Origin of the sequence: Solibacillus palustris (genome assembly GCF_022549215.1) — a bacterium.
GTDB lineage: Bacteria > Bacillota > Bacilli > Bacillales_A > Planococcaceae > Solibacillus > Solibacillus daqui.
Window position 1 is genome coordinate 233,298 of sequence record NZ_JAKZFC010000002.1, and the last position, 25,744, is coordinate 259,041.

At 37.7% G+C, this 25,744-nt stretch carries 21 protein-coding genes and 1 pseudogene; 21 read left to right on the plus strand and 1 reads right to left on the minus strand.

Annotated features, from left to right (window positions below):
- Nucleotides 1-2 precede the first annotated feature (2 nt).
- The 13 genes and pseudogenes from LZ480_RS08190 (at nucleotide 3) to LZ480_RS08250 (ending at nucleotide 13,645) form a co-directional block, all read left to right on the plus strand.
- A complete protein-coding gene (locus tag LZ480_RS08190; RefSeq protein ID WP_241368921.1) occupies nucleotides 3-887 on the plus strand; it encodes a polyprenyl synthetase family protein in 885 nt (294 codons plus the stop codon).
- A 160-nt stretch (nucleotides 888-1,047) separates the two neighbouring features.
- Nucleotides 1,048-2,943: a 1-deoxy-D-xylulose-5-phosphate synthase gene (gene dxs, locus LZ480_RS08195; RefSeq protein WP_241368922.1), complete on the plus strand. Its 1,896-nt coding sequence runs from the start codon at nucleotides 1,048-1,050 to the stop codon at nucleotides 2,941-2,943.
- A 7-nt stretch (nucleotides 2,944-2,950) separates the two neighbouring features.
- The gene (locus LZ480_RS08200) at nucleotides 2,951-3,769 is read left to right on the plus strand and encodes a TlyA family RNA methyltransferase (protein WP_241368923.1); all 819 of its coding nucleotides are present in this window, start codon (nucleotides 2,951-2,953) and stop codon (nucleotides 3,767-3,769) included.
- Nucleotides 3,770-4,016: 247 nt separating this feature from the next.
- On the plus strand, nucleotides 4,017-4,466 hold the full coding sequence (gene ahrC, locus LZ480_RS08205; protein ID WP_241368924.1) for a transcriptional regulator AhrC/ArgR: 450 nt from the start codon (nucleotides 4,017-4,019) through the stop codon (nucleotides 4,464-4,466).
- 16 nt (nucleotides 4,467-4,482) lie between these two features.
- A complete protein-coding gene (gene recN, locus LZ480_RS08210) occupies nucleotides 4,483-6,174 on the plus strand; it encodes a DNA repair protein RecN (RefSeq protein ID WP_241368925.1) in 1,692 nt (563 codons plus the stop codon).
- A 121-nt stretch (nucleotides 6,175-6,295) separates the two neighbouring features.
- Complete coding sequence (locus LZ480_RS08215) at nucleotides 6,296-7,219, plus strand: SpoIVB peptidase S55 domain-containing protein (protein ID WP_241368926.1); 924 nt, start codon at nucleotides 6,296-6,298, stop codon at nucleotides 7,217-7,219.
- A 331-nt stretch (nucleotides 7,220-7,550) separates the two neighbouring features.
- Nucleotides 7,551-8,339: a sporulation transcription factor Spo0A gene (gene spo0A / locus LZ480_RS08220; RefSeq protein WP_241368927.1), complete on the plus strand. Its 789-nt coding sequence runs from the start codon at nucleotides 7,551-7,553 to the stop codon at nucleotides 8,337-8,339.
- Nucleotides 8,340-8,479: 140 nt separating this feature from the next.
- Nucleotides 8,480-9,100 (plus strand): tyrosine-type recombinase/integrase, encoded by a 621-nt coding sequence (locus tag LZ480_RS08225; RefSeq protein ID WP_241368928.1) that lies wholly within the window; start codon nucleotides 8,480-8,482, stop codon nucleotides 9,098-9,100.
- 80 nt (nucleotides 9,101-9,180) lie between these two features.
- Complete coding sequence (locus tag LZ480_RS08230; protein WP_241368929.1) at nucleotides 9,181-9,558, plus strand: PH domain-containing protein; 378 nt, start codon at nucleotides 9,181-9,183, stop codon at nucleotides 9,556-9,558.
- Between the two features lie 432 nt (nucleotides 9,559-9,990).
- Nucleotides 9,991-10,476, plus strand: coding sequence for a GyrI-like domain-containing protein (locus tag LZ480_RS08235; RefSeq protein ID WP_241368930.1), 486 nt, complete (start codon nucleotides 9,991-9,993; stop codon nucleotides 10,474-10,476).
- Between the two features lie 126 nt (nucleotides 10,477-10,602).
- Nucleotides 10,603-10,785, plus strand: a pseudogene (locus LZ480_RS08240) (sporulation initiation factor Spo0A C-terminal domain-containing protein); the annotation flags it as partial.
- A 572-nt stretch (nucleotides 10,786-11,357) separates the two neighbouring features.
- Nucleotides 11,358-12,929, plus strand: a complete 1,572-nt coding sequence (locus LZ480_RS08245; RefSeq protein WP_241368931.1) for a DUF342 domain-containing protein — start codon at nucleotides 11,358-11,360, stop codon at nucleotides 12,927-12,929.
- Nucleotides 12,929-13,645, plus strand: a complete 717-nt coding sequence (locus LZ480_RS08250) for a glycerophosphodiester phosphodiesterase (RefSeq protein ID WP_241368932.1) — start codon at nucleotides 12,929-12,931, stop codon at nucleotides 13,643-13,645. Before LZ480_RS08245 ends, LZ480_RS08250 begins: the two co-directional genes overlap by 1 nt.
- Before the next feature lie 70 nt (nucleotides 13,646-13,715).
- Here LZ480_RS08250 and LZ480_RS08255 read toward each other — a convergent pair whose 3' ends face one another.
- The gene (locus tag LZ480_RS08255) at nucleotides 13,716-13,952 is read right to left on the minus strand and encodes a DUF2627 domain-containing protein (protein ID WP_241368933.1); all 237 of its coding nucleotides are present in this window, start codon (nucleotides 13,950-13,952) and stop codon (nucleotides 13,716-13,718) included.
- 374 nt (nucleotides 13,953-14,326) lie between these two features.
- On the opposite strand from LZ480_RS08255, the gene LZ480_RS08260 reads away from it, so the two are divergent.
- The 8 genes from LZ480_RS08260 (at nucleotide 14,327) to meaB (ending at nucleotide 25,594) form a co-directional block, all read left to right on the plus strand.
- Nucleotides 14,327-15,421 carry a Glu/Leu/Phe/Val family dehydrogenase gene (locus LZ480_RS08260; protein ID WP_241368934.1) on the plus strand — a complete coding sequence of 365 codons (1,095 nt, stop codon included), beginning with the start codon at nucleotides 14,327-14,329 and terminating at the stop codon, nucleotides 15,419-15,421.
- 33 nt (nucleotides 15,422-15,454) lie between these two features.
- A complete protein-coding gene (gene lpdA, locus LZ480_RS08265) occupies nucleotides 15,455-16,864 on the plus strand; it encodes a dihydrolipoyl dehydrogenase (protein WP_241368935.1) in 1,410 nt (469 codons plus the stop codon).
- Between the two features lie 104 nt (nucleotides 16,865-16,968).
- The gene (locus LZ480_RS08270) at nucleotides 16,969-17,979 is read left to right on the plus strand and encodes a thiamine pyrophosphate-dependent dehydrogenase E1 component subunit alpha (RefSeq protein ID WP_241368936.1); all 1,011 of its coding nucleotides are present in this window, start codon (nucleotides 16,969-16,971) and stop codon (nucleotides 17,977-17,979) included.
- Nucleotides 17,979-18,962, plus strand: coding sequence for an alpha-ketoacid dehydrogenase subunit beta (locus tag LZ480_RS08275; protein WP_241368937.1), 984 nt, complete (start codon nucleotides 17,979-17,981; stop codon nucleotides 18,960-18,962). The genes LZ480_RS08270 and LZ480_RS08275 overlap by 1 nt, the downstream gene beginning before the upstream one ends.
- 280 nt (nucleotides 18,963-19,242) lie before the next feature.
- Complete coding sequence (locus tag LZ480_RS08280) at nucleotides 19,243-20,562, plus strand: dihydrolipoamide acetyltransferase family protein (protein WP_241368938.1); 1,320 nt, start codon at nucleotides 19,243-19,245, stop codon at nucleotides 20,560-20,562.
- A 120-nt stretch (nucleotides 20,563-20,682) separates the two neighbouring features.
- Nucleotides 20,683-22,371, plus strand: coding sequence for a methylmalonyl-CoA mutase family protein (locus LZ480_RS08285; RefSeq protein ID WP_241368939.1), 1,689 nt, complete (start codon nucleotides 20,683-20,685; stop codon nucleotides 22,369-22,371).
- On the plus strand, nucleotides 22,368-24,518 hold the full coding sequence (gene scpA, locus LZ480_RS08290; protein WP_241368940.1) for a methylmalonyl-CoA mutase: 2,151 nt from the start codon (nucleotides 22,368-22,370) through the stop codon (nucleotides 24,516-24,518). Before LZ480_RS08285 ends, scpA begins: the two co-directional genes overlap by 4 nt.
- Nucleotides 24,518-25,594, plus strand: coding sequence for a methylmalonyl Co-A mutase-associated GTPase MeaB (gene meaB / locus LZ480_RS08295; protein ID WP_241368941.1), 1,077 nt, complete (start codon nucleotides 24,518-24,520; stop codon nucleotides 25,592-25,594). Before scpA ends, meaB begins: the two co-directional genes overlap by 1 nt.
- Nucleotides 25,595-25,744 lie beyond the last annotated feature (150 nt).

Sequence of the window (25,744 nt, forward strand, 5' to 3'; positions counted from 1 at the left end):
GAATGGAAGCGACTTTAAAACAATTTATTGATGTAAATATACCTAATATCGAAGAGACAATGTATCAATTAGTCGAAAAAATTGAAGCACCTGCGCATTTAAAAGAGTCTATGCTCTATTCATTAAAAGCTGGCGGTAAGCGAATTCGTCCACTTTTTGTAGCAGCCGTTTGTGAAGCGTACAACAAACCATTAGATTCAAGCTATGTCGTTGGTTCGGCAGTTGAAATGATTCATACGTATTCACTTATTCACGATGACCTTCCTTGCATGGATGATGATGAATTACGCCGAGGAAAACCGACGAATCATGTTGTTTATGGTGAAGCACTTGCAACATTAGCAGGAGATGCGTTAAACACATTGGCTTTTGGTATTCTTGCACGTTTAGAAAATGTATCGGCCGAACAAAAGTTAGAACTTGTGCATTTACTTAGTGTTGCAGCGGGTGCAGAAGGTATGGTTGGCGGTCAAATTTTAGACATGGATGGCGAAAAACGCTTGTTAAATTTACAAGAGCTAGAAACAGTTCATGTCAACAAAACAGGAGCTATCCTGCGTTTTAGTATTGAATCAGGCGCTATATTAGCTGGCGCTTCTACAAAAGACCGTGAAGCACTTGTGGAGTATGCGCATCATATCGGCTTGGCATTCCAAATACAAGATGATATTTTAGATATTGAAGGCACATCAGAGCAGCTAGGTAAAACAGCAGGGAAAGATGTCGCAGCAGAAAAAAGTACATACCCTGCACTTTTAACATTAAACGGTGCGAAACAAAAATTAACCGAACATTACGATTTTGCTATTGAAGCATTACAAAAAGTAAGTATTGATACATCATTATTACATCAATTTGCACAATATATTGTGAGACGTACAAACTAAAGTGTGTTAAACTTTTGTCTTGTGTTAGACATTGCTATAATAATTAAAACTGTATCACATATGGAAGTATAGGAATGGGTTCATACAGAGAATAATTGTGTAAACACATAAAAAGAAAAATCACAACGGTGAATAAACTGATGAAAAGGTGTGTGTAGAGATGGATTTAACTAAAATTTCTAGTCCATCCTTTTTAAAAGACTTGAATAAAAAGCAACTTGAGGCACTAGCTAGAGACATCCGTGCCTTTTTAATCGAGAAATGCTCGAAAACAGGTGGTCATATTGGGCCGAATCTAGGTGTTGTCGAGCTAACGATTGCTTTGCATAAAGCTTTTAACAGTCCAAAGGATAAATTTTTGTGGGATGTTGGACATCAAGCATATGTCCATAAAATTTTAACTGGTCGTGCAGATCAATTTGATACGTTACGCCAATTTAAAGGTCTATGTGGTTTCCCTAAGTTAATTGAAAGTGAACATGATATGTGGGAAACAGGTCATAGTTCAACGTCACTTTCTGCTGCAATGGGTATGGCAGTTGCGCGTGATATTAAAGGTGATAATAATTTTGTTGTACCGATTATCGGTGACGGTGCGTTAACTGGTGGTATGGCATTAGAAGCGTTAAACCATATTGGTCACGAAAAAACAAACATGATCGTTATTTTAAACGATAATGAAATGTCAATCGCACCAAATGTAGGAGCGTTACATGATGTATTAGGCCGTTTACGCACAGCGAAGGAATACTCTCGTGCAAAAGAGGATTTAGAATCATTAATGCATAAAATTCCTGTTGTTGGCGATAAACTGGCAGCAACGGCTGAACGTGTTAAGGATAGTTTGAAATATTTAGTCGTTTCTGGCGTGTTTTTTGAAGAAATGGGCTTTAAATATTTAGGACCAATCGATGGGCATGATTTAGAAGCGTTAGAAAAAACATTAGAATATGCGAAAAAAGTTGAAGGTCCAGTATTAGTGCATGTACTTACGAAAAAAGGTAAGGGCTATAAACCAGCAGAAGATGACACGGTTGGGACATGGCACGGTACAGGTCCATATAAAATGGAAACAGGTGCATTTGTTAAGTCGGCTACAAAAGGGCCAGCATGGAGTAGCTTAGTAGCAGAATCTGTGCGAAAATGTATGGCAGAAGATGACCGCATTGCAACAATTACGCCAGCGATGCCAGTTGGTTCAAAATTGGAAGGTATCCAAAAGGATTTCCCAAATCGTTTCTTTGATGTAGGAATTGCAGAGCAGCACGCTACAACAATGGCAGCAGGTCTTGCAACCCAAAACATGAAGCCATTTTTAGCAATCTATTCAACATTCCTACAACGTGCATATGACCAAGTGCTACATGATATTGCACGACCAAAACTAAATGTCTTCATCGGAATTGACCGAGCAGGCTTAGTTGGTGCAGATGGAGAAACACATCAAGGTGTATTTGATATTTCATTCCTTCGTCATATTCCAAATATGGTATTAATGATGCCAAAAGATGAAAACGAAGGACAGCACATGGTAAAAACTGCGCTAGAATATAATGATGGTCCAATCGCACTTCGCTACCCACGTGGTAACGGATTAGGTGTTGAAATGGATGCCGAAATGAAAGCTTTACCAATTGGTTCTTGGGAAGTGTTACGCGAAGGCAACGATGCTGTCATTTTAACGTTTGGTACGACAATTGGCATGGCACTTGAAGCTGCTGACAAATTAGCAGAACAAGGACTTTCTGTACGAGTTGTCAATGCTCGTTTCATTAAGCCAATGGATGAAGCAATGTTGCATGATCTGATGAAAGCACAAATGCCGATTTTAACTATAGAAGAATCCATGCTTCAAGGCGGCTTTGGTAGTGCGGTATTAGAGTTTGCATTTGAAAATGGATACCGTAATATCAACTTAGATCGTATCGGTATTCCGGATGAATTTATCGAGCATGGTGAAGTTGACCTATTACTTGCAGAAATTCATGTAACAGCGGATGAGGCGGTAAAACGCATTACAAAGCTTGTACCGAAAAAACAGTCAGGTAGGGTTTAATAGATTTATGACAAAACAACCGAAAGAACGTGTGGACGTATTACTTGTAGAGCGTGGACTTTGTGAAACACGTGAAAAAGCAAAGCGCTCAATAATGGCGGGGCTTGTATTTTCCAACGAAATTCGCATTGACAAAGCGGGCGAAAAAATTGCGATGGATGCGCCATTACAAGTAAAAGGTTCAGATTTAAAATATGTATCTCGTGGTGGCTTAAAGTTAGAAAAGGCACTACAAATTTTTAACATGTCTGTAGATGGTAAGCTAATGCTTGATATTGGCTCGTCAACAGGTGGATTTACAGATTGTGCATTACAAAACGGTGCTCGTCATTGCTACGCTTTAGATGTAGGTTCGAATCAATTAGCGTGGAAAATACGTTCAGACGAGCGAGTAACGGTAATGGAAAAAACAAATTTCCGTTATACAAAACCAGAAGATTTAGTAGAAGGATTACCAAATTTCGCAACGATTGATGTGTCATTCATTTCACTATCATTAATTTTACCTGTTTTAAAGACGGTATTAATACCAGGTGGAGATGTGATGGCGCTTGTAAAGCCTCAATTTGAAGCAGGTCGAGAAAATGTCGGAAAAAAAGGGATCGTACGTGAGCCTAAAGTACATTTAGCTGTGTTAGAAGAAACGGCAAAAATGGCAAGTGAAGTGGGATTTGTTGTGAAAGATGCATCATTTTCTCCAATAACAGGTGGCGAAGGAAATATCGAATTCTTATTCCATTTATATAACCCGCATGATGGAGAAGATGTTGTTGCCTTTAATAATTTTGATGAAATTGTAAAGGATGCACATGCACAATTAAAATAACTAAAACGCTAAATGAAGTAATTTCTTCGTTTGGCGTTTTTTCTCATGTCAAAAAATTATTCAATTTAGTAGTCTATTCACTGCGTATCATCATGTAATAATGCTCATAATAAATTGAAAGAAGTTTCGATAATAGTTGATAACAACGTATTTTTGAACGTATGTACGGTTTTTTCTTGTATTTCTTTTATGCAAGTGGTAGTGTAAATATACATAGATTATTAAAAACTTTAATGAGGTGACTTTTGTGAATAAAGGACAACGCCATATTCGTATTCGCGATATTATTACAAATAATGAGATTGAAACACAGGATGAGTTAGTAGATCAACTGAAAAACGCAGGCTATAATGTGACACAAGCAACTGTTTCACGCGATATTAAAGAATTACATTTAGTAAAGGTACCACTACAAGATGGTCGTTATAAATATAGCTTACCTGCAGATCAACGCTTTAATCCCATTCAAAAATTACATCGATTACTTGCGGATGCATTTGTGTCAATCGATGGGGCATCACACTTTTTAGTGATGAAAACATTGCCAGGTAATGCTAACGCAATTGGCTCATTATTAGACCACTTAGATTGGACAGAAGTGCTAGGGACGATTTGCGGAGACGATACAATATTAATTTTATGTCGTACGGAAAACGACCGAGAAGAAATTAAAAATCGCTTATTAGATATGCTATAAACCGAGGTGGAAACGTTTGTTAAAAGAACTTAGCATTCGAAATTTTGCTATTATTGATGATTTGACTGTTAGCTTTTCAGAAGGCTTGACTGTTTTAACTGGTGAAACAGGTGCAGGTAAATCGATTATTATTGATGCTGTCCATATTTTAGCCGGTGGTCGTGGCTCTACTGAGTTTATTCGCCACGGTGAAAAAAAAGCAGAATTAGGTGGCCATTTTGAAATTAGCAGTGAGAAGCATCCCATTTATTTGAAACTAGAGGAGCATGGCATCGAAGCCGAAGAGGGTTCGATTATTTTACGTCGGGACTTAAATGAATCTGGAAAAAGTATTTGTCGAGTAAATGGTAAGCTTGTGCCATTATCTGTATTACGCGAAATTGGTGGAAGCTTAATTGATATTCATGGTCAGCATGAAAACCAAGAATTAATGGATGAAAAATTTCATATTCATTTATTAGATCATTTTGCTTATCATGATTTAAAGGCTATTAAAACAAACTATGATGAGGCGTATGAAACGTATCGTCAATTAAAGCGAGAAGTGGCAGAATTAAGCATTAATGAGCAACGCGCTGCACAACGTATTGATTTATATCAATTCCAAATTCAAGAACTTGAGCAAGCTGCATTACGTGTTGATGAAGAAGATGCGCTTTCTGAAGAACGCACTCGTCTAATGAATTTCCATAAAATCTTTGAGCGTGCCAATATGGCTTATGAATCAATTTCAGGTGAGGGCAATGGATTAGATTTTATCGGAAATGCTATGAATGCATTAGAAGACATTGTGCGCCTTGATTCGATTTTTAAAGAATCTTCGGAGGCTGTAACTTCAAGCTTTTATGCGCTTCAAGATGCAGCATATCAAGTTAAAAATGCGTTAGACGACTTAGAGTATGATGCCGAGCGTCTAAATGAAGTCGAACAACGTTTGGCACTCTATCAGAATATGAAACGTAAATATGGTACAACAGTAGAAGAAATTCTCTTTTACTACGAAAAAATAGAAGAAGAGTTAAGTCAATTGTTAAATCGAGATGAAGCAATGCAAAAAAATGAGCAGTTATTGGCGCAGATGGAAATCGATTTAAATGAATTTGCTGAACAATTAACAACAGTTCGTAAACAAAGTGCACTGAAATTAAGTGAAGCAATTATGAATGAGTTGCGGATGTTACATATGGAAAAAGCCCAATTTATCGTTAACTTTGAACAACTTGATCATTTTGATGCAAACGGTAAAGATTATGTAGCTTTTTATATTTCGACAAACGTCGGAGAGCCGCCAAAGTCTTTACCAAAAGTGGCGTCGGGTGGAGAGTTGTCACGTATGATGCTTGCGTTAAAAACGATTTTTTCTTCTTCGAATGGCATTACATCAATCATATTCGACGAGGTAGATACTGGTGTAAGTGGTCGCGTAGCACAGGCAATCGCAGAAAAAATTGCAGCAATCTCAGTCAATTCCCAAGTTCTATGTATTTCCCATTTACCTCAAGTAGCAGCGATGGCAGATCATCAATATTACATAAAAAAACAGGTAGAGCATGATCGTACATTTACAACGATTACTGAAATGGAACAACATGAACGTATAGAAGAAATTAGTCGTATGATGAGCGGTGCGGAAATAACGGATTTAACGTTACAGCACGCTTCTGAATTATTACAATTGGCAAATGAGCGTAAAGAAGCAATGAAATAATACAACGAGAAGTCTGTTAAATTAGGCTTCTCGTTTTAAATTTCAATTACTATTCAACAAAAATTTACCGTTCATAACTCTGTAAAAGCTCCACATAGTAAATGTATCGAGGAGGTGAGTTATGAAGGCGAAATGGTCCATTGTTGTGATGCTTTTATTAATCTTTATTCCATTACAAGTAAGTGCAAAACAGCTGATTCCAATGGGGCATTCCATTGGAGTACAGCTAGAAATGCCTTATGTCTATGTGTCGCATGACGTGTTGCTTGAATCTGGTGAATGGTTAAAGCAAGGAGAACGAATAACAGAAATAAATGGAAAAACGATAGCGAACCTTGAACAATTATTAGATAATGAACAAGCGCAAATAACAGTTGAAAATGCACAAAATTCACGGAAATTGGAAGTATCAAAGCAACAATTACAGCGCTTGCGACCATTTGTGAAAAATGCGACGGATGGTGTTGGTACATTAACTTATATCGACCCAAGTACTTTAGAATATGGCGCATTAGGTCACCAAATAATTGATTCTGTTTTAAAGCAACCGCCAACATTCAACAACGGAGCTATTTTTGAGGCATCCATCTCACAAGTGAAAAAAAGCGTTCCCGGTCAACCAGGTTATAAGGTGTCCGTTGTTGATAAAGCGACAACACCATTAGGAACGGTTATTAGTAATGAATTATACGGAATTTTTGGGCGTTGGGAACAGCCTTTACAAGAAAGTTTGCATCAGCCGCTTGAAATTATGCATAAAGGTCAATTAAAGCAAGGAACTGCCCATTTATTGACGGCAATTGATGGAGAAAAAATTGAAGCATTCGACATTGAAATTGATGAAATTTCAGACACAACGTTTACGTTTCAAGTTTCAGACGAGCGATTAATACGCGAAACTGGAGGGATTATTCAAGGCATGAGTGGAAGTCCCATTATACAAAATAATCAATTTGTTGGTGCGATAACACATATGTTTGTCGAAGAACCGACTAAAGGCGCGGGAATCCTTGTTATCGAAATGCTGAAAAAAAGCCCCAATTAATAACTATTTGACTATACTTTGATACAAAGTATAGTCTTTTTCTATTTTTTTAAATAAAATAGTACATAATGATAATTCGACAAATGTAATTCTATTAATTTCCATGTCGATTTGAAGAGAATTCGTATTACTAGATACTCATTTTTATAGATAGAAAAGGGTTTTTTTTGATTATGTCGAAAACTCATTTAATGTCAAAACATAACAAAAATAACTAAAAAATGCATACAAATGTTTAGGCACTGGGTGGAAACAATGGCGAATCACTGCTTCTATCGATGTAAAATGTAAGAATAAATGCGAAAATGATAATATTAAAGGGGGATTTTGTTTGACGAAGGTGAAGATTGCGATTGCTGATGATAATCGTGAATTAGTGAAAATGATGGAGATGTATTTTGCAAATCATGCACAGATTGAAGTTGTTGCAACTGCCGCCAATGGAAAAATGTGTATTAAAATGTTAGAAGAGCATACGGTTGATGTTTTACTATTAGATATTATTATGCCGCATTTAGATGGTTTAGCTGTTCTGGAAGCAATGTATAATGATGATCGTCATGAGCGCACACAAGTTATTATGCTGACAGCTTTTGGTCAAGAAGATGTGATGAAACAAGCTGTAAACTTTGGTGCCTCTTATTTTATGCTGAAGCCATTTGAATTTGAGCAACTTGTACAAAAGATTTTACATTGTGCGAATAAAAAATTAGAGGTAGAAAAACGCCCGCTTGATATAGTTTCGACTGGAACAAAAATCGATCAACGTCAACTTGATTCAACAATTACTTCAATTATTAAGGAAATTGGAGTTCCAGCACATATTAAAGGCTATGCTTACTTACGCGAAGCAATTCAAATGGTGTATTACGATATTGAATTATTAAGCTCTGTAACAAAAATTTTATACCCAGAAATCGCTAAAAAATTCAACACTACATCCTCACGTGTCGAACGTGCGATTCGTCATGCCATTGAGGTTGCATGGAATCGAGGCAGCTATGAGAACATTTCAGAATTGTTTGGCTATACCGTGCACCATATGAAGTCTAAACCAACTAATTCAGAATTCATCGCCATGATTGCCGATAAGATTCGAATTGAAATGGTTGCAAGTTAAGCGCGGTACAATGCGGTTTGTAAGAATCTTAAGATATGAATTCACTGTATCTATACCAACTAACTACTGAATTCATACAACTAATGTTAATTAATTTAAGTAAACTATGAAACACGTTCATTTACGGGGGAATCTCGTTCATGGAGGTGTTTTTTTTGAATGAATTTGATATAGAGATTGATCGATTTATGTTGGATTGTACTGCGAAAGGATTATCAGTTAAAACATTAAAATCTTATGAACAGACCATAAGGTTATTTGCTAAATGGATGTTTGTTGAATTTGAAATTGATTCACCTAGACTGGTAAAAGCAGAACATTTAAGAAGCTATATACGTAGTTTGGGAGAACGAGGGAAATATGAATGGACTGTCAATGACAATGCCAATAACAATCCAAAAGCTAGAGACGATTATGGAAAGAAAATATCCAATACAACAATAGCCAACTATACACGCAATTTAAAGGTGTTTTTTGCGTATTTGTATCAAGAACAAGTTATTCGTATCAATCCAATGAAAAACGTCAAGAACGTGAAGCCAGAACGCAAAATGAAGGTAATGTTAGAAGATAATGAATTGAAACAGTTTTTCCGTGCTTTTGATGTGACGAAATTTGACCAATATCGTGATTGGATGATAGCACAGTTAATATTTGACACAGGTTCACAAATAGGTGAACTGTTAGACATCCATCTGACGTTCGGAATTTACGCGCAAAATTTTTTTATTTTAGTGGAGACTTTGCATATGGGGAACTAATTTGTATGTTAACTTGTAATTATGTTAAAAATAGGGTTATATATTGTGATATACACAATTAATCGAAGGGGGAATGTAGAATGGGGTTATTCGATGGGTTAATAGGAAATGCAACCGAAGTAAATTTGAATAAGTTAGAGGAAGAGTTAAAAGATTTGCTGATTCCTAACGAAACAATAAAGAACGCGTATAAAGTTATAAGGGATACATTTATCTTTACTGATAAAAGACTAATATTAATTGATAAACAAGGGGTAACTGGAAAGAAAACTGAGTATCATTCTATACCATATAAAAGTATTCTTCACTTTTCCGTTGAAACTGCTGGAACATTTGATTTAGATGCAGAATTAAAAATTTGGGTGTCAGGTAGTGCGTTACCTATACAGAAAAACTTTAATAAATCGACTAATATTTATAAAGTCCAAAGCGTATTAGCGGAATATGTTTTAGGGTAGCGACTAAATTGAACGATCAACATTTTATTGTGTTGATCGTTCTTTTTTTCGATGTCAGACACAATTCTAACGGATCGAGATTCGCCTAGGCGGATTGTTGTGCAGGTGAAATCTATCTAGTCCAAATGTTCATGAAAAAGACGTACAAAACAGGCAAGAACAAGTTCAGCAAACATTGTGTCAAGTCATCGATTTACTTTAGAGGTCGAATAAGATTTGAAAATTATTTAAGATTATGAAATTTTGTACTTAAACTAACGGAGGCTTTGATCCGAGAAGGATTAATGCCCTTTTTGTTGAAGTTATTGTACTATTGGGGCAGCTTTGTTGAAGAGTGTTTTATTACTATTGTTCAACAATCTGGCTAGATTGAGGAGCAACTCTTTAAAAGAAAATTAGCTTTCCATACATTGGAAAAAGGGAGGGGATAATTTGAGCTACAAAATTATAACGTTACCATCCTATCGGGCAGTAGGATTGAAATGGGAGGGAACTTTCTCTGAAATTGCACCAAATTTAAAAAACGTAATTCAACAAGTTAAAGACCGTGCTGATGAATTAGAGAATAAGATGAATCCCAATGTTCAATTGGGTTTATCGTATCATGTAATTGAGAATGGATTCGCACATTACGCGGTGTATGAAGTGAGTGAGGAGCAGGAAATTCCTGAAGGGATGATTGAAATTAGGGTTCCAAAATGGACTTATGTGATGACGACACATAACAAAGGAGAAGATATACAAAAGACCTATACGGACTTACATCAATGGTTATTTGATAGTGATTATACTGCATTTATTGGAGCTGGTGTAGATTACTATGATCCTTATATGCCGATTAAACACGAATATTATCCAACTAATCAGGATCCGAATGATCCGCATTTTGATATTTATATACCGATTGTAAAAAAATAATGTTAATGTAATTGACGTATTTCACAGGGGCGGACGTTCTAACTTGGCTACTATCAATCAAAAATAGTCAGGTTTTTTTAGCGAACCTTATAATACAAACGAGGGCGCTTCTGGAACAAAGCAGGAACGCTTTCACGTGTCGAACGTGCGATTCGTCATGCCATTGAGGTCACATGGAATCGAAGCAGCTAAGAGAACATTTCAGAGTTGTTTGGCTATACCGTGCACCATATGAAGTCAAATCCGACCAATTCAGAATTCATCGCCATGATTGCCGATAAAATTCGTATAGAAATGGATACGAGTTAACAACTTTTTTTGGAAATGATGTTTAAAAATGTATTGAATGTGTATAATGACTTTAGTAAGATGATTTTTACTATTAGTCTTTACCTCCTTTCTTAGAATGATGTGATTACTCCATATTATTCTTTTAAGTGCCTCATTTTCTCGAGGCACTTTTTTTATTGGGATTTTTTCGATGTTCCTTTGAAATTCATCAATTCGTAACATATTACATATATATCATTTAATAAATATAGTTTATGGTTAAAATGATAGAAAAAGTGAGAATGATGAGTGCAATGAAGAAGTAGTGTTAGTCGTTTACGTATGCTCGCTTATATTGCTGATGAAGAAAACTTTTACTTCAATCATGAGAAAAGACGAAAGTTACTTAATCGACATATCAGATATATATCATCATTTATGGGACTATGAAATGATATTGTATATATGATTGTTAGGCACTTAGTACTTAATCATCTGTTACTTTTGTGGTATTTTTGTAATAGTGACAAAAATCAAGCTAGTTTCTCTGATATTTAGCTAAACAAAGTCCTAATATTTGTATATACTATACTTTATGGGAGGGGATATGCGTGGCTATATTTGAGAATCAGTTTTTTGAAATCTTAGAAAAAGATGAGAAGGTTTATATAAAGACTAAAGAACCAGGCTTTATGTTAAAAGATTTTGATATGATTGTGCGCCTTAATCCTCGCATTAAACTAACGAATTTTGCAGTACTGAAACAAGTATTAAATGAAATCACGCCGAATCCAGTAGAGATTGGGTCATGGCTACCATCAGTTACATTAGAAGTTTCACGCGATAAAATGTCTGCTTCGTTATTTGTATATGAAACCTTGGACTATATTCGTTCTAATTCGCAAACTTTCCAACAAAAAGTATTAAGGTTATTAAAAGAAAATAATGTTATTCATGGAATTCAAGACATTAAATTTGAAACAATAGTTAGTGGTAAAGCAATTTTAATTGCGCAAGGAACAGCACCCGTTAAAGGTGAAGACGCTAAGGTGACATACTTAGAAGTTCCTGAACGTAAACCGGTAATTCGCGAAGATGGTAAAGCAGACTATTATGATATGAACTTCATCTATGAAATTGAAGAAGGAGCATTGTTAGGGGAAAAAATCCATGCTAAACCGGGTATCCCAGGTAACAATGTTCATGGAGAGCTTGTAGCAGCACAACATGGCCGAGATGCATCGCTTAAATATGATCGTAAATCTGCATATGAAGTCGAAGAAGATGGAAAAACAGTATTACGATCGAAAATAAATGGTGTACTAGAGGAACATAGAGGTATGGTTAGTGTAAATCACCATTTACCAATAAATGGTGATGTCGGTGTTGAAACTGGTAATATTGATTTTAATGGTTCGATTTCAATTCGTGGTACAGTACAAGCTGGATTTTCAGTAATTGCAAAAGGAGATATTTCGATTGAAGCCCCTGAAGGTGTTTCAGGAGCTAAATTAATTAAATCAATCGATGGGGATGTATTCATTCGTGGAGGTATTTTTGGCTTAGGTGACACACGAGTTGAAGCAGGTGGGAATATTTTCGTAAAACATGTGAACGATGCAAACTTAATTGCCGATGGAGATGTAAATATCGGATTTTATGCATTAGGTTCTAATATTCAAGCGCATTCGATACTAGTGGATGATCGAAAAGGCAAAATCATTGGTGGCAGAGCTATTGCAAAAAGTATAATTGTATCGGCAATTACAGGCAATCGTTTAGAGCGTAAGACAGAATTAATAATAAATAGTGTCAATAAAGCAGATGGTCTTGAATTAATTCAATCAAAGGCTGCACTATTAAAATCAATGCAAGAAGATATTTTACAGCTTGAATCACAAATCAATCGTATTCTACCGATTGTAAATAATTTAACGAAGCCTCAAATTGCTGCATTTGAACAAACAAAGCAAAAACTTTCGTCTAATAAAGAATCGGCAGCGAGTATAGACCGTGAAATTAAACAATTGATGAACGATTTACGTAGTGTAGGTAAAGAAGAAATAACTGTGACTAAGGAAGCGTATCCGGGAACATTCATTCAAATTGGCAAAAAATCGGCAGTGTTATCACGCAATACAAAAGGTCGATTCTTACTTGAATCTGGAGAGTTAAATGTATAATGAAAACGATTCCAGTTTTTGCACATCGTGGTGCATCTCATGATTGTTTAGAGAATACTTTTGCAGCTTTTAAGAAAGCGCAAAGCTTGGGCGCAGATGGAATTGAATTAGATCTCCAAATTTCAAAGGATGGTATTTTGGTAGTATTTCATGATTTGGATTTAAAGAGACTAGCAGGAAAAAAGCGAAAAGTATCTGATAGTTCCTTCGAAGAATTAAGAAGCTATAAATTAGGAAAGCGCTTTATTCGATTCTTTTCGAATCATCGTATTGAAGCGTTTCAAGATATTTTGGATTGGGCCAATGAACAGCAAATTCCTTTGAATATTGAGTTGAAACAGTCATTGCTAATGAATGAAGCTGCACTCCGTCAATTTTTAGTACCGCTTCAAGTACCTAAGAACAGTCATTTCTCATCATTTCATGAAAGATTATTAATAATCGTTAAAGAAGCACGACCAGAAATGGAGACGGCTTATATTGTTACGAAAAAATTCGATTGGTCTTTGAAGAGTGAACATCGATTCTTTGATACCATTCATGCACATAAAAAATTTTATAAACACGAATATTTGCAATATTGTAAAGATGCAGCAATTGGAATACGCTTCTATGGAATTGTTGGAAATGAATCATTTTTGAAAAATCCACACCCAGCAGTAAGAGGTTGGATAACTGATTTTCCTGATAAAGTTCAAAGAGCACAATTAAAATAGCAAAAAGACGCTTATGAGAATTCCATAGGCGTCTTTTTTTGTATCTAATTTTGATGGAGCTGGTTGAAATTTATTTATTTTGCCAACGATCGGCAACTTTTCCGCGCTTACGATCTCGATGAAGTAAAAATCCAGCAAAAAATAAAAATGAAACGGCAAAGAAAATAACTCCAACAACAAATTGAACCCAAATCCAAGGGAATGGTGAAATTAATATTCCGAAAAGTGTATCTCGCATAAACTTAATACCTGCAGCCATGAGTATGGCAGGTATTACAAGCACAATAAAAGCAGCCATTCTTGCCATGTATGTATCCCCTCCACTAAGTAAAACAACATTGATTTTACAATATCAATAATTACTGTCAATTGTATACATAAAAAAGTCGTAATTGAATAAGACAATTTGACGAAACGGCGACAATTTATTTTATTAGAATAATTAATAATTAGAAAATAAGATAATTGTAAGTTCTCAATCATTGGAATAACCGATTGATTTTTCAGAATTTTCCAACTTGATTAAAATTGACGAATAATAGTTGCAACATTATGAATTTGAAAGTATTGTAAATTAAAAGACAAAAGTTATTCACATTTTAGTTTTTGTCGAACCTTAAGCAGAAAAAAATACAGAACACGAGAAAGTAAGCGCTTTCTTGAAAAAAGGAGTAGTGTGTTATGGAAATATTTAATTACATGAAAAAGTATGATTATGAACAACTAGTTTTTTGCCAAGATGAAGCTTCGGGTTTAAAGGCTATTATTGCAATTCATGACACAACATTAGGTCCAGCACTAGGTGGTTCACGCATGTGGACATATGCTTCTGAGGAAGATGCTATTGAAGATGCACTTCGATTAGCTCGTGGGATGACATATAAAAATGCGGCTGCAGGTTTAAATTTAGGTGGCGGGAAAACCGTAATTATTGGTGACCCATTTAAAGATAAAAATGAAGAAATGTTTCGCGCATTAGGTCGTTTCATACAAGGACTAAACGGGCGTTACATTACAGCAGAAGATGTAGGTACTAGCGTTTCGGATATGGATTTAATTCATGAGGAAACCAATTATGTAACAGGGATTTCACCAGCATTTGGGAGCTCGGGTAATCCTTCACCAGTAACTGCATATGGTGTTTTCTTAGGGATGAAAGCAGCAGCAAAAGAAGCGTTTGGTGATGACAATTTAGGTGGTCGTAAAGTTGCAGTACAAGGTCTTGGTAACGTTGCATATACATTATGTGAGTACTTACACAAAGAAGGTGCTCACTTGGTAGTGACAGACATCAATCAAGCCGCAATAGATCGAGTAGTTAACGATTTTGGTGCCAAAGCTGTATTACCAGATGAAATTTATGAGCAAGATGTCGATATTTTTGCGCCATGTGCATTGGGTGCAATTATTAACGATACAACGATTCCTAAATTAAAGGCTAAAGTCATCGCTGGTTCGGCAAATAACCAATTAGCAGAATCGAAGCATGGAAAAGTTTTACATGAATTGGGTATAATATATGCACCGGACTATGTAATTAACGCGGGCGGAGTAATAAACGTGGCGGATGAATTATATGGCTACAATCGTGATCGAGCAATGAAACGTGTCGAAACGATTTATACGAGCTTAGAAAAGATTTTTGCCATTTCTAAAGAACAAGATATTCCAACGTACTTAGCAGCAAATCATTTGGCAGAAGAAAGAATTGCACGTGTTGCCAAAACACGTAGCACATTCTTGAAAAATGAAAAAAATATTTTAAATGGCCGCTAACTAAACGAAATTATTTTACAAGGGGTGTTGCACATGGCGAAGGAGTATGATGTTGTCATTTTAGGTGGAGGTACAGGTGGCTATGTAGCAGCAATCCGTGCCTCACAGCTAGGTTTAAAAACGGCCATTGTTGAAAAAAATAAACTAGGTGGTACGTGTTTACATGCAGGTTGTATTCCAACAAAAGCTTTGCTACGTAGTGCCGAAGTATACGTGCAATCAAAAAAAGCACTTGATTTTGGTATAGAAGTACAAGGTGTAGCACTACAGTTTAATCGCATTCAGGAACGTAAAGAACTTGTTGTGAATCAACTTTATAAAGGTGTGCAGCATCTTATGAAAAAGGGCAAAATTGATGTTTATGAGGGTTATGGTCGAATTTTAGGACCTTCCATATTTTCACCAATGCCAGGCACGATTTCTGTAGAAATGACGGATGGCTCTGAAAACGAAATGCTTATACCGAATAATGTAATTATTGCTACCGGTTCAAGACCTCGCCATTTAGTTGGTTTAAAAGTTGATGGAGAAAAAGTGTTAACGTCAGATGAGTTTTTAACACTAAAACAATTGCCGAAATCCGTAGTCATTATTGGCGGTGGTGTTATCGGTGTTGAATGGGCTTCGATGCTCATAGATTTTGATGTTGACGTGACCGTTTTAGAAGTAGGAAATCGCTTAATTCCAACAGAGGATGAAGCCATCTCCGAAGAAATGTATAAGCAATTAACTAAGCGTGGCGTGAACATCCATTTTAATGTGCAGTTAGACCCATCAGCAATACAAGTAAATGAGCAAGTATCGATTCCGCTTGAAGACACTACAATTGAGGCTCAAGCATTATTATTATCTGTTGGGCGTGTTGCGAATACCGAAAATATTGGAATTGAAAATACCGAAATTCAGGTAGATAATGGCTCGATTGTTGTGAATGACAATTTCCAAACAAAAGAGAGTCATATATACGCAATTGGTGATTGTATTGGTGGCATGCAATTAGCGCATGTTGCTTCCCATGAAGGGATTCGAGCTGTTGAGCATATTGCAGGGGAGCAGTCAATGCCAATTGATTACGCAAATATTGCGCGTGGCGTTTACAGTTCTCCTGAAGTAGCAAGCGTAGGCTTAACAGAAGCACAAGCACGTCAAAAAGGCTTTAAAGTGAAAACTGCTACATTCCCATTTAAAGCAATCGGTAAAGCGATTGTTTACGGCGAATCAGAAGGTTTTGTAAAAATCATAGCTGATGATTTATCAAATGATCTAGTTGGTGCCCACTTAATTGGACCACATGCTACGGATTTAATATCTGAAGCGGCACTTGGACTATTTTTAAATGCTTCACCGTGGGAAGTTGGTCAAATGGTGCATTTACATCCGAGTTTAAGTGAGGTTATTGGAGAAGCTGCATTAGCAATTGAAGGTAAGGCAATTCATTTTTAAACGGGATAGATTGAATGTTTTCTTCTAAGAAATCCATAGAGTAAGCCATCTCGTGCTATATGGCATCGTATGGATTTCTTTAAACTCGATTGGGGGTTTGTATTATGACAGAACAACAATTAACGCATGAACAGCTAGGGTTGACGAATGCAGACGTCATAAAAATGTATGAAACGATGCTTTTAGCGCGACGAATTGATGAACGCATGTGGCTATTAAATCGCGCTGGGAAAATTCCATTTGTTATTTCGTGTCAAGGGCAAGAAGCAGCACAAGTTGGCGCGGCATTTGCATTAGATCATACAAAAGATTATATTGCACCGTATTACCGTGATATGGGAGTTGTCTTGCAATTTGGTATGACTGCACAGGATTTAATGTTATCGGCGTTTGCGAAAGCAGAAGATCCAAACTCAGGTGGACGCCAAATGCCGGGACATTTTGGACAAAAGAAAAACCGAATTCTAACAGGTTCTTCTCCGGTAACGACACAAGTTCCTCATGCAGTAGGTGTTGCACTAGCAGGGAAAATGCAAAATAAAGATTTTATTACGTTTGTAACGCTTGGAGAGGGTTCGTCTAATCAGGGAGATTTCCATGAAGGCGCTAACTTTGCTGGGGTTCATAAGCTTCCTGTAATTATAATGGTTGAGAATAACCAATATGCGATTTCTGTTCCAGTCGAGCGTCAATTAGGTTGTGCAAAAGTGTCTGATCGTGCAATTGGTTACGGTATGCCTGGTGTGACAGTAGACGGGAAAAATCCTTTAGAGGTATATAAAGTCGTGAAAGAGGCTGCAGATCGAGCGCGAAATGGGGGTGGGCCGTCTTTAATTGAAACGGTAAGCTATCGTTTGACAGCCCATTCCTCTGATGATGATGACCGCCAATATCGTACAGCGGAAGATATTGCAGAAGGAAAAGCAAAAGACCCAATTCTGCTTTTCGAAAGCTACCTGAAAGAACGGGGTGTAGTAGACGATTTATTAATTAAACAATTAAATGACAACATAATGCAGCTTGTCAATGAAGCGACAGAGTATGCGGAAAATGCACCGTATGCCTCACCTGAACATGCACTTAAGTTTGTTTATGCGGAAGGAGAAGATGCGTAATGCCGGTAATTTCTTATATTGATGCAATTAATCTTGCGATGAAAGAAGAAATGGAACGAGATGACCGCGTCTTCGTTCTTGGTGAAGATGTTGGGGTAAAGGGTGGTGTATTTAAAGCGACAACTGGATTGTACGATCAATTCGGCGAACAGCGTGTGCTAGATACTCCTCTTGCGGAAAGTGCAATTGCTGGTGTGGCAATTGGTGCGGCGATGTATGGTATGCGTCCGATTGCTGAAATGCAGTTTGCTGATTTTATCATGCCTGCCGTTAACCAAATTGTTTCTGAAGCGGCAAAAATCCGATATCGTTCAAACAATGATTGGAGCTGCCCGCTTGTTGTGCGTGCGCCTTTTGGTGGGGGAATTCATGGAGCCTTGTATCATTCACAATCCGTTGAAGCGTTATTTGCGGGGACACCAGGTTTAAAAATTGTCATCCCATCAACACCATATGATGCAAAAGGCTTGTTAAAGGCAGCCATTCGCGATCCTGACCCAGTGTTGTTTTTTGAGCATAAGCGTGCGTATCGTTTAATTAAAGGCGAGGTGCCTACTGATGACTACACATTGCCGATTGGTAAAGCGGATGTGAAGCGTGAAGGTGATGATGTCACGGTCATTACGTATGGTTTAGCGGTTCATTTTGCGTTGCAGGCAGCAGATCGCTTGGCGAAGGATGGAATTGACACGCATATTTTAGATTTGCGTACAGTTTACCCATTAGACAAAGAAGCGATTATTGATGCTGCAAAGAAAACGGGGAAAATTTTATTGATTACTGAAGATAATAAAGAGGGTAGCATCATGAGCGAGGTTGCAGCGATTATCGCAGAACATTGTTTATTTGATTTAGATGCGCCAATTCAACGTCTAGCAGGACCTGATGTACCAGCAATGCCATACGCACCAACAATGGAAAAATATTTTATGATTAATCCTGATAAAGTAGAACGCGCGCTCCGTGAATTGGCGGCGTTTTAACTTGCTTCAGCCTTCATTCTCCATTTTTATAAGGGTGATGACTGCCCAAGTATGTCTTTTATTTGACAGGGGTTTAAGCCTATGCTTAATAGTGGAACGAAGGCTAAAAACGTCACGTCCTGTGACAACGCCTTCGTGATCAACCTCGTGTTGACCTTTGTTCCCGGCGGATGTCATAGATTTTTAAAGGAGTTTTTCGAGCCTGCTCGAAAAAATCTGGACACAATTACGCCGAGGCGTAATTGATATTCTTCCAGTAAATGATTGAGGAGGATCTAACATGACGATTCAAAACATTGTAATGCCGCAACTTGGCGAAAGTGTAACCGAAGGAAAAATTGAACGCTGGCTTGTACAAGTTGGTGATACTGTTAATAAATATGATCCATTAGCAGAAGTGACGACAGATAAAGTAAATGCCGAAATTCCATCATCATTTGCGGGGGTTATTAAGGAACTAATTGCTATAGAGGGTGAAACGTTACCTGTTGGCACGGTCGTCTGTACGATTGATGTGGAGGGCTCTGAGTTACCTCCTGCACCAGCACCAAAAAACTCTAATGTTAGTTCAGCAATTTTAAATGCTGGCTTACAGCGCAAAGAGGAGCTACCACCTACAAATACTGCAGAAAATACAGTGAAAACTGAGCGTACAGGTGGTCGTTACTCTCCTGCTGTAGTCGTACTTGCATCTGAAAACAATGTAGATTTAGCACAAGTTACAGGAACCGGTGCAAACAACCGTATTACTCGTAAAGACGTCGAAGCCTATATTGCGTCAGGTAAGCCGACAACAACCCAACAACCAGTGGAGCAACAAGCTGACCCAGAAGTTCAAGTGACTTCATCGAAAGTACAAGAATCAACGAAACAACCTGATTCTATCGCAAATGTTGCTGGTGATATCGAAATTCCGGTCACACAAGTGCGTAAAGCGATTGCAAAAAATATGTTAAGAAGTACACATGAAATTCCACATGCTTGGATGATGATGGAAGTTGATGTGACGGAACTTGTCGAATATCGTGATAGCATAAAAAATGAATTTAAGAAAAAGGAAGGTTTTAATTTAACATACTTTGCATTTTTCTTAAAAGCTGTTTCACAAGCGCTCAAAGAATTCCCAATGATGAATTCAGTGTGGGCGGAAGATAAAATTATTCAAAAGAAAGATATTAATTTATCAATCGCAGTTGCGACGGATGATGCGTTATTCGTACCCGTTATTAAAAATGTCGATGAAAAATCGATTAAAGGCATCGCCAAAGAAATACATGAATATGCACATATTGTTCGTCATGGAAAATTAAAATTAGAGCATATGCAGGGTGGTACGTTTACAGTTAATAATACGGGTTCATTCGGTTCGGTGCAGTCGATGGGGATAATCAATTATCCTCAAGCTGCAATCTTGCAAGTGGAAAGTATTATAAAACGACCTGTAATAGTACAGGGGAACATGATCGCGCCACGTTATATTGTAAATTTATGTTTGTCATTAGATCATAGAATTTTAGATGGATTGATTTGCGGTAAATTCCTATCTAGAGTAAAAGAAATTCTCGAAAATGTAGATAAAAATAAGATTTCAGTCTACTAAAATAGTTCCGAAAGCTTGTTAAATCAAGCTTTCGGAATTTTTTTTACTTTATTGTCAGAACATTCTCGTGTAGAATATAGTACAGAAATATAACAAGGGGGGAAGCTAGTAAGCGTCCACATGTCAACTAATATGAAAGAGATTGAATTTCAATCAGCTAGCTATGATCAGTGGCAAGAAGAAGCGGTAAAGGCCCTAAAAGGTAAACCATTCGAATCACTGTTCACAAAAACAATAGAAAACATTACGCTCGAGCCACTATACACGAAAGAAAGTTTAATCGAGAAGTTAGGCAAGCAATTAGAAAAGCAAGTTTCAACAATTCGTACATTATCACAATCACCAACGTTTGAGATTGCTCAGCAAATTGTAGGTGACACGGAAGAAAGTTTCTTTGCTAACTTAGAAGAAAGCATAGAGCGTGGCAATGAAGTCATTACAATTTATAGCCCCGTAGCTTTTGAATGGTCAGAAACAGCAATCGCAAAATTAGCTGCGATTTTAACTGAAAATTCATTCAAAATTACAGTTCAATCAACTGACGATGCAGTGTTAGCTGTATTCGACAAAATTGAGGCATCTAAAAAAGAAATCGTAAACGGTTACATTATTGCACCTGAAGCTGTGGATGTTGCTGGTTTCCCAAATGTACATACTTTTGCAGCTAATACTATTCCCTATCACAATAATGGTGCAAATGCAGTACAAGAACTTGCAATTGCATTAGCGCAAGCGTCATATCTAGCGCAATCGGTTGAAGATTTCAAAGCGTTTGAACAAAAATTCTTCGTTCAATTTGCGGTAGATACACAATTCTTTGCAGAAGTTGCAAAAATTCGTGCCTTTAAAGTTTTATGGAAAGCGTTTGCTTCAGCATTCGGCAATGAAGCAAGCGCTGTCCCAGTCGTAGTTGAAACATCAGCTCGTAGCTTCTCGAAGTATGATGTGTATGTAAACTTACTACGCTCAGGCAATGAAGCATTTTCAGCAGCAATTGGTGGCGCGGATGTCATTACTGTTCACTCTCATGACTGTTTAACGCAAACTACAGAGCAATCAGTACGTATTGCTCGTAACGTTTCTTTAGTAACAAAAGAAGAATCTCACGTTACAAAAGTACTTGATCCTGCAGGTGGTTCTTACTTCATAGAGTCATTAACAGCGGACTACGTAAAAGCAGCATGGGCAATGTTCCTTGAAATCGAACTAGCTGGAGGCTTAAAAGAATACGACATCAATTCGAAAATCGAAGAAGTATACAACACGCGAATTAAGCAAGTAGAAACACGCAAGCATACATTAATTGGAACAAACATTTACGCAAACCCAGTAGATGAAATTCCAACAATTGAAAATAAACAATTTGTAGATGTGAAACGTATTGCACTACCATTCGAAAACTTACGTGCAAGCTTTGAACAAGCTAATCTTAAGGTAGCGATTTTAACATTTGGTCAGTTGAAAAACTACAAGCCACGTGCGGATTTCGTACAAGGCTTCTTTGCAACAGCGGGTATCGTAGCAGACCAAACAGAAGGCTTCCAATCAATTGATGAGGCAAAAGCTTGGTTAGCCGCTGCAGATTATGATTACGTCGTTGTGGCAGCAACAGATGATGATACAAAACAATTAATCCCAGCCCTTTTAGAAGGTAAAAAACAGAATCTAGTATTAGACGCAGCTGGTAAATATAAAGAAGAAGCAGAAGCTTGGACTGCAAACGGCTTAAATGGCTTTATTTTTGCAGGGCAAAACATCGTAGAAAAGTTAAACGGTGTTGTAACAACTGTGAAGGGGGCACAACAATGAGTAAAGCAAATTTCGGATCAGTTGTTATTGAAGACGTATTAGCACAATCACAACTTTCTTCTACAAGCACATTTATGACAAACGAAGGCATAGAAGTGAACTCTGTCTATAACGCTGAGGATATTAAAGATGTAAAACATTTAAATGACGTAGCTGGTATTGCACCAAATACACGTGGACCTTACCCAACAATGTATGTAGCCCGTCCTTGGACAGTACGTCAATATGCAGGTTTCTCTACAGCAGAAGAATCAAATGCATTCTATCGTCGTAACTTAGCGATGGGTCAAAAAGGGTTATCGGTAGCTTTCGACTTAGCGACGCACCGTGGCTATGACTCTGACCACCCACGTGTAACAGGTGACGTTGGTAAAGCCGGCGTAGCAATCGACTCAGTAGAAGATGCAAAAATCTTATTTGACGGTATTCCATTAGATCAAATGTCGGTATCGATGACAATGAACGGTGCGGTTTTACCAGTACTAGCATTCTATATTGTTGCGGCAGAAGAACAGGGTGTAACACCAGACAAGCTTGCTGGTACAATCCAAAACGACATTTTAAAAGAATACATGGTGCGTAACACATACATCTACCCACCAGCAATGTCGATGAAAATTATCGCGGATATTTTTGAATACACAGCGAAATTTATGCCAAAATTCAACTCAATTTCAATCTCTGGTTACCATATCCAAGAAGCTGGAGCAACAAACGACATTGAGTTAGCGTATACATTAGCAGATGGTTTAGAATATGTTCGTACAGGCTTAAAAGCTGGAATTGATATCGATGCATTCGCACCACGATTATCATTCTTCTGGGCAATCGGTATGAACTACTACATGGAAGTAGCAAAAATGCGAGCAGCACGTCGTATTTGGGCACAAATGATGAGCACGTTCAATCCAAAGAACCCAAAAACATTAGCGTTACGTACACACTCTCAAACTTCAGGTTGGAGTTTAACAGAGCAAGATCCGTTCAACAACGTAACACGTACATTAATCGAAGCAAACGCAGCTGCAATGGGACATACACAATCACTTCACACAAACGCATTAGACGAAGCGATTGCATTACCAACAGACTTTTCAGCGCGTATTGCGCGTAATACACAGTTATTCTTACAAGAAGAAACAGGCATGACAAAAGTTATCGATCCATGGGGCGGCTCATACTATGTTGAGAAATTAACAGATGAGATTACTGAAAAAGCATGGGCGTTAATCGAAGAAATCGAAGGACTTGGTGGTATGGCGAAAGCGATCGAAACAGGACTTCCAAAAATGAAAGTTGAAGAAGCAGCGGCAAAACGCCAAGCGAAAATTGACTCAAAATCAGAGACAATCGTAGGTGTGAACAAATACCGTTTAGCAGAAGAAGATCCAATTGATATTTTAGATATCGACAACGCAATTGTACGTGAAGCACAAATTGCTCGTTTAGAGAAAATGAAGGCGGAACGAAACGAAGAAGAAGTGCAAAATCATTTAACGCGCTTAACAAAAGCAGCTGAAGACGGTTCAGAAAACTTATTAGCGATTGCTGTAGATGCAGCGCGTGCTCGTGCATCTCTTGGTGAAATTTCTGATGCAATTGAAGCAGTATCTGGTCGTCACAAAGCAATTATTCGCTCGATTTCTGGCGTATACTCTGCAAACTTCTCAGATGATGAAATGATTACAGAAGTAAAACAAATGACAGAAGATTTCTTAGAAGCTGAAGGACGTCGCCCACGTATATTAGTAGCAAAAATGGGTCAAGACGGACATGACCGTGGTGCGAAAGTAGTTGCAACAGGTTATGCAGACCTAGGTTTCGACGTAGATATTTCACCATTATTCATGACACCTGAAGAAACAGCACAAATGGCAAATGAAAATGACGTACACTGTGTTGGTGTATCTTCACTAGCAGCAGGTCACAAAACATTAGTGCCAGAGTTAGTTGCGGAGCTGAAGAAATTAGGCCGTGAAGATATCATCGTAATTTGTGGTGGTGTAATTCCAGCGCAAGACTATGACTTCTTATATGAAGCAGGTGCGGTGGCAATCTTCGGTCCTGGAACGGTAATTCCGGTATCTGCAATGCGTATTATCGAAGAAATTTACAAAAAGTTAGGCTACGAGGAAGTGGCAGAGTAATGACGATGCCACATCAAGACCAAAGTGCTTTATTTGTCATGGATGGTGTGAAGGGTGGTCATGATGGAATGAGCTATTCAAACCCAAAGAAATTCCGTAAAAAGAAGCAGGAAGTACTTGATATAGAAAAGCTAGCTAATGATGTGCGTGCGGGTGACCGCACCGCATTGTCAAAAGCGATAACATTAATTGAAAGCTCCAATACGGAACATAAAGAGCAGGCACAAAAGCTTTTACAAGAACTACTTCCATATACAGGGAATGCCATTCGGATTGGTATTACCGGTGTACCGGGAGCGGGGAAAAGTTCATTTATCGAAGCGTTCGGTACAATGCTTTGTAAAATTGGCAAGCGTGTAGCAGTTCTGGCGATTGACCCAAGCTCGTCACTGTCAGGTGGTAGTATTTTAGGGGATAAAACACGAATGGAAGAGCTAGTTCGTCAAGAAAATGCCTTCGTTCGTCCGTCTCCTAGTGCTGGTACATTAGGTGGTGTGCACAAAAAGTCGCGTGAGACCATGCTACTTTGTGAAGCAGCTGGCTACGATGTGTTATTAATCGAAACAGTTGGTGTTGGTCAAAGTGAAACGTATGTGCGCGGTATGGTGGATTTCTTCTTATTGCTTGTATTAACAGGTGCAGGAGATGAGCTACAAGGAATGAAAAAAGGCATTATGGAACTTGCAGATGGTATTATCGTACATAAAGCAGATGGTGATAATTTGCGCCCTGCAAGACGTACGATGCAAGAATATAAGCAAATTCTTCATTTCTTACAGCCTTCGACACCAGGCTGGCTTAGTACAGCATTAAGTGTTTCATCAATGGAAAAGGTCGGTTTAGACAAAGTATGGGACATGTTAATGGAATTTGAGCAAACGGTGAAAAAAACAAATTATTGGAATATTCGCCGTCGTGAGCAAACACGTGACTGGTTCCATTCGATGATTACCGACCAATTAATTGACTCGTTTTATGGTAATCCAGAACGCAAACAACAGGTGCGTAAATTCGAGGATGAAATATTGCACGGACGTCTTACAGTAACACAAGGTGTCAACGCGTTATTTGATTAGAAGAACACATAAAGCGCCAAATAGTGCGATATGATGTCTATTCTTATGTGGATTTCTTAGAAAATTTAGAATTTCTAATTCACTAAAAAAGATACACATGAATTGTAATCAACAGTCTTTGCACATCTTTCATAACCTTGCTATGATAAT

Bases quoted from the DNA above. Each gene is read 5' to 3' on its own strand.
- lpdA (WP_241368935.1), top strand. From the start codon at position 15,455: ATGGCGAAGGAGTATGATGTTGTCATTTTAGGTGGAGGTACAGGTGGC.
- LZ480_RS08230 (WP_241368929.1), top strand. From the start codon at position 9,181: ATGGGGTTATTCGATGGGTTAATAGGAAATGCAACCGAAGTAAATTTG.
- LZ480_RS08280 (WP_241368938.1), top strand. From the start codon at position 19,243: ATGACGATTCAAAACATTGTAATGCCGCAACTTGGCGAAAGTGTAACC.
- LZ480_RS08275 (WP_241368937.1), top strand. From the start codon at position 17,979: ATGCCGGTAATTTCTTATATTGATGCAATTAATCTTGCGATGAAAGAA.
- LZ480_RS08270 (WP_241368936.1), top strand. From the start codon at position 16,969: ATGACAGAACAACAATTAACGCATGAACAGCTAGGGTTGACGAATGCA.
- LZ480_RS08215 (WP_241368926.1), top strand. From the start codon at position 6,296: ATGAAGGCGAAATGGTCCATTGTTGTGATGCTTTTATTAATCTTTATT.
- dxs (WP_241368922.1), top strand. From the start codon at position 1,048: ATGGATTTAACTAAAATTTCTAGTCCATCCTTTTTAAAAGACTTGAAT.
- LZ480_RS08200 (WP_241368923.1), top strand. From the start codon at position 2,951: ATGACAAAACAACCGAAAGAACGTGTGGACGTATTACTTGTAGAGCGT.
- LZ480_RS08250 (WP_241368932.1), top strand. From the start codon at position 12,929: ATGAAAACGATTCCAGTTTTTGCACATCGTGGTGCATCTCATGATTGT.
- LZ480_RS08285 (WP_241368939.1), top strand. From the start codon at position 20,683: ATGTCAACTAATATGAAAGAGATTGAATTTCAATCAGCTAGCTATGAT.
- LZ480_RS08260 (WP_241368934.1), top strand. From the start codon at position 14,327: ATGGAAATATTTAATTACATGAAAAAGTATGATTATGAACAACTAGTT.
- scpA (WP_241368940.1), top strand. From the start codon at position 22,368: ATGAGTAAAGCAAATTTCGGATCAGTTGTTATTGAAGACGTATTAGCA.
- LZ480_RS08225 (WP_241368928.1), top strand. From the start codon at position 8,480: ATGGAGGTGTTTTTTTTGAATGAATTTGATATAGAGATTGATCGATTT.
- LZ480_RS08255 (WP_241368933.1), bottom strand. From the start codon at position 13,952: ATGGCAAGAATGGCTGCTTTTATTGTGCTTGTAATACCTGCCATACTC.
- LZ480_RS08190 (WP_241368921.1), top strand. From the start codon at position 3: ATGGAAGCGACTTTAAAACAATTTATTGATGTAAATATACCTAATATC.
- meaB (WP_241368941.1), top strand. From the start codon at position 24,518: ATGACGATGCCACATCAAGACCAAAGTGCTTTATTTGTCATGGATGGT.